This is a genomic window from Dickeya sp. CFBP 2040, assembly GCF_012273755.1.
In the GTDB taxonomy this organism is placed as follows: Bacteria; Pseudomonadota; Gammaproteobacteria; order Enterobacterales; family Enterobacteriaceae; genus Dickeya; species Dickeya poaceiphila.
Genome location: NZ_JAAVXH010000053.1, coordinates 1 through 3,439, shown reverse-complemented (window position 1 = coordinate 3,439; position 3,439 = coordinate 1). Strand labels below are relative to the sequence as shown.

The 3,439-nt window shown below is 55.4% G+C and carries 5 protein-coding genes; 4 read left to right on the top strand and 1 reads right to left on the bottom strand.

The window, feature by feature from the left end:
• Positions 1-180 precede the first annotated feature (180 nt).
• Together ppiB and lpxH are read left to right on the top strand one after the other, a co-directional pair.
• Entirely contained in the window at positions 181-675 is a 495-nt protein-coding gene (gene ppiB, locus Dpoa2040_RS07030) for a peptidylprolyl isomerase B (RefSeq protein ID WP_042871976.1), read from the top strand.
• 10 nt (positions 676-685) lie between these two features.
• On the top strand, positions 686-1,408 hold the full coding sequence (gene lpxH / locus Dpoa2040_RS07025) for a UDP-2,3-diacylglucosamine diphosphatase (RefSeq protein WP_042871978.1): 723 nt from the start codon (positions 686-688) through the stop codon (positions 1,406-1,408).
• A 26-nt stretch (positions 1,409-1,434) separates the two neighbouring features.
• Here lpxH and Dpoa2040_RS07020 read toward each other — a convergent pair whose 3' ends face one another.
• Positions 1,435-1,590, bottom strand: coding sequence for a hypothetical protein (locus Dpoa2040_RS07020; RefSeq protein WP_168640815.1), 156 nt, complete (start codon positions 1,588-1,590; stop codon positions 1,435-1,437).
• Between the two features lie 40 nt (positions 1,591-1,630).
• Here Dpoa2040_RS07020 and purE point away from each other — a divergent pair, with 40 nt between their 5' ends.
• Positions 1,631-2,140, top strand: coding sequence for a 5-(carboxyamino)imidazole ribonucleotide mutase (purE, locus tag Dpoa2040_RS07015; protein WP_042871980.1), 510 nt, complete (start codon positions 1,631-1,633; stop codon positions 2,138-2,140).
• Positions 2,137-3,207: a 5-(carboxyamino)imidazole ribonucleotide synthase gene (purK, locus tag Dpoa2040_RS07010; protein ID WP_168640814.1), complete on the top strand. Its 1,071-nt coding sequence runs from the start codon at positions 2,137-2,139 to the stop codon at positions 3,205-3,207. Before purE ends, purK begins: the two co-directional genes overlap by 4 nt.
• The last annotated feature ends 232 nt before the right edge of the window (positions 3,208-3,439 follow it).

The following is a 3,439-nucleotide window of genomic DNA, read 5'->3' as shown; positions in this document are numbered from 1 at the left end:
TATTATAATCTTAATGAATTTATTTGAATTTAACTCCGTAAACTTTTCCTCATTTTGTTACCAGCTTCACCCTGTGCTGACTCAGCCATTCACTTATGTTATAAGAGCGCTCTTGGCGGCTTGGCGCCTCGGTGAATATCTCTCATCATTCTGTGTACTATGGCTAAGTAAGGTTTCTCTATGATTACGTTTCATACTAACCACGGCGACATCGTCATCAATACCTTTGCGGAAAAAGCCCCGGTTACCGTGGAAAATTTCCTGAACTACTGCCGCAGCGGTTTTTACAATAACACGATTTTTCACCGTGTAATCAATGGCTTCATGATCCAGGGTGGTGGTTTTGAACCCGGAATGAGCCAGAAAGACACCCATGCGCCGATCAAAAACGAAGCGAACAATGGCCTGGCCAACAACCGTGGCACACTGGCGATGGCGCGTACCAATGACCCGCATTCAGCCACCGCCCAGTTCTTCATCAACGTGGTGGATAACGATTTCCTGAATTTCAAATCTGAAACCGTGAACGGCTGGGGTTACTGTGTATTCGCCGAAGTAGTGGAAGGCATGGACGTGGTCGATAAGATTAAGGCGGTGTCCACCGGTCGCAGCGGTATGCATCAGGATGTACCGAAAGAAGACGTGATCGTCACCAGCGTAACCGTTAGCGAGTAACGCCTTCGGCATGACCACGCTGTTTATTAGCGATCTGCATCTGAGCGAACAGGAACCGGCGATCACCGCCGGTTTTCTGCGTTTTCTGCATGAAGATGCGCCCGGCGCCGACGCGCTCTACATTCTCGGCGATCTGTTCGACGCCTGGATTGGCGACGACGACCCGGCCCCGCTGCACGCAGCCGTCGCAACGGCGCTCAAGACACTGGCCGATAGCGGCGTGCCTTGCTATTTCGCCCACGGCAACCGCGATTTTCTACTCGGTAGGCGTTTCGCCCACCAGAGCGGTCTGCAATTGCTCGCCACAGAAACGGTGCTTGACCTGTACGGTCGCCGCACACTGCTGTTGCACGGCGATACCCTGTGCACCGACGATCACGCCTATCAACACTTTCGTCGCAAAGTGCATAACCCGTTCATCCAGCGGCTTTTCCTGTGGTTGCCGTTGTCTTTTCGTCTGCGCATTGCCGCCCGTATGCGTGCCGCCAGCCAGCAGGCCAACCAGCACAAATCCATGGCTATTATGGATGTCAACGCGGATGAAGTGATTGCGCGTCTGCACCACCATCAGGCCACACTGATGATCCACGGCCACACTCACCGCCCGGCGATTCACGCGATTGACGAAGCTGGTGTATGCGCCGAACGTGCAGTGCTGGGCGCCTGGCATCAGGAAGGGTCTATGCTGGCAGTGACTGCGGGTGATATCCGCCTGATTTCATTTCCATTGTAACGCTGTCTTTACACTGATTTTCCTCATCAGTGGCCCATTTCATCGCCACGCAACCGTTTTCCTCCCTTCTGGCTCATGGTATGCTCTACGCCCTCGCGGCCTGTGGCTCTGGCTTCAGGTCGCCGTTGCACCGAGCAATGACCGCACCATGAACCATTACCGTCATTGCCCGTCATCGACATGAATCACCACCGTCATGCAAACCACAGGAGCATTACAGGCATGTCATCCAACGCTGCCCCGGCGAAAATCGCTATTGTCATGGGTTCAAAGAGTGACTGGGCCACCATGCAGTTTGCTGCAGAGATCCTCACTACACTGAATCTGCCTTATCACGTTGAAGTGGTTTCCGCGCACCGCACGCCGGACAAACTGTTCAGCTTCGCCGAACAGGCGGACCAGAATGGCTTTGACGTCATTATTGCCGGTGCGGGCGGCGCCGCTCACCTGCCGGGTATGCTGGCGGCCAAAACGCTGGTGCCAGTGCTGGGCGTTCCGGTGCAGAGCGCGGCGTTAAGCGGCGTTGACAGCCTTTATTCTATCGTGCAGATGCCACGCGGCATTCCCGTCGGCACCTTAGCCATCGGCAAAGCGGGCGCCGCTAACGCCGCTCTGCTGGCCGCACAGATTCTGGCGCGCCACGATAGTGATCTGGCTTCGCGTCTGGCGGCCTGGCGTCAGGCACAGACCGACGACGTGCTGAATAATCCGGACCCGAGGGAACAGTCATGAAACCGGTTTGCGTACTGGGTAACGGTCAATTAGGCCGTATGCTGCGTCAGGCCGGCGAACCGCTCGGCATCGCTGTTTATCCGGTTGGGCTGGATGCTGCACCGGAATCGGTTCCGGTGCATCACAGCGTCATCACGGCGGAAATCGAACGCTGGCCGGAAACGGCGTTGACCCGCCAGTTGGCGCAGCATTCTGCCTTCGTCAACCGTGATATCTTTCCACGTCTGGCTGATCGCTACACTCAAAAGCAGCTGCTGGATGAACTGGGTCTGGCTACCGCGCCCTGGCAGTTGCTGGCCTCGGCACAACAATGGACTGAGGTATTCGCCTCACTGGGCGAGCTGGCAATCGTTAAACGCCGCGTCGGCGGTTACGATGGTCGTGGCCAGTGGCGTATCCGCCCCGGCGAAGAGCACAGCCTGCCGGCTGAGTGTTACGGTGACTGCATTGTCGAACAGGGCATCGCTTTTTCCGGCGAAGTGTCGCTGGTTGGCGCACGCAGCACACAGGGTGACTGCGTATTCTATCCGCTGACTCACAACCTGCATGAAGATGGCATCCTGCGAAGCAGTGTGGCGCTGCCGCAACCGCAAGCACAACTACAACAGCAGGCGGAGCAAATGCTGTCGTCAATCATGCATCGCCTGAGTTACGTGGGCGTCATGGCCATGGAGTGCTTTGTGGTGGGTGATCGCCTGCTCATCAACGAACTGGCGCCGCGCGTACACAACAGCGGCCACTGGACGCAAAACGGCGCGTCCATCAGCCAGTTCGAACTGCATCTGCGCGCGATCCTCGATCTACCGCTGCCGCCTCCGGTGGTCGCCAGCCCTGCAGTGATGGTCAACCTGATCGGCACGGATGTGAACATCGACTGGCTGACGCTGCCGCTGGTGCATCTGCATTGGTATGAGAAAGAGGTGCGTCCGGGACGCAAGGTGGGACACCTGAATCTCACACATCCGGATACCGCACGTTTGAATCAGACGCTGCAGGCACTGACGCCGTTGCTGCCGGAAGTCTATCATTCCGGGCTGGCATGGGCACAACAACGGTTAGCGGAGTAAGCCGGTACGCTGGCACTATGCGGGTCAGTCATGGCCCGCTCGTCATCGTCTGGTCAATTTTTTACGTGACATTGTGATGATTGAGTTTATTATTTTCAAAGCGTTTAGAATAAATATGTTGTATTGGTTATTTATTTCATTCGTACCCATCCCACACAAGAATATTTCCGTATTATTATTCACCGAATTAAACAAAATTAACGCATCAAAAAAGATGCCTCTGAAAATAAAT

What these genes read in the sequence shown, in the direction of transcription:
- ppiB (WP_042871976.1), top strand. Translation starts at nt 181, where the DNA reads ATGATTACGTTTCATACTAACCACGGCGACATCGTCATCAATACCTTT.
- lpxH (WP_042871978.1), top strand. Translation starts at nt 686, where the DNA reads ATGACCACGCTGTTTATTAGCGATCTGCATCTGAGCGAACAGGAACCG.
- Dpoa2040_RS07020 (WP_168640815.1), bottom strand. Translation starts at nt 1,590, where the DNA reads ATGTCGATGACGGGCAATGACGGTAATGGTTCATGGTGCGGTCATTGC.
- purE (WP_042871980.1), top strand. Translation starts at nt 1,631, where the DNA reads ATGTCATCCAACGCTGCCCCGGCGAAAATCGCTATTGTCATGGGTTCA.
- purK (WP_168640814.1), top strand. Translation starts at nt 2,137, where the DNA reads ATGAAACCGGTTTGCGTACTGGGTAACGGTCAATTAGGCCGTATGCTG.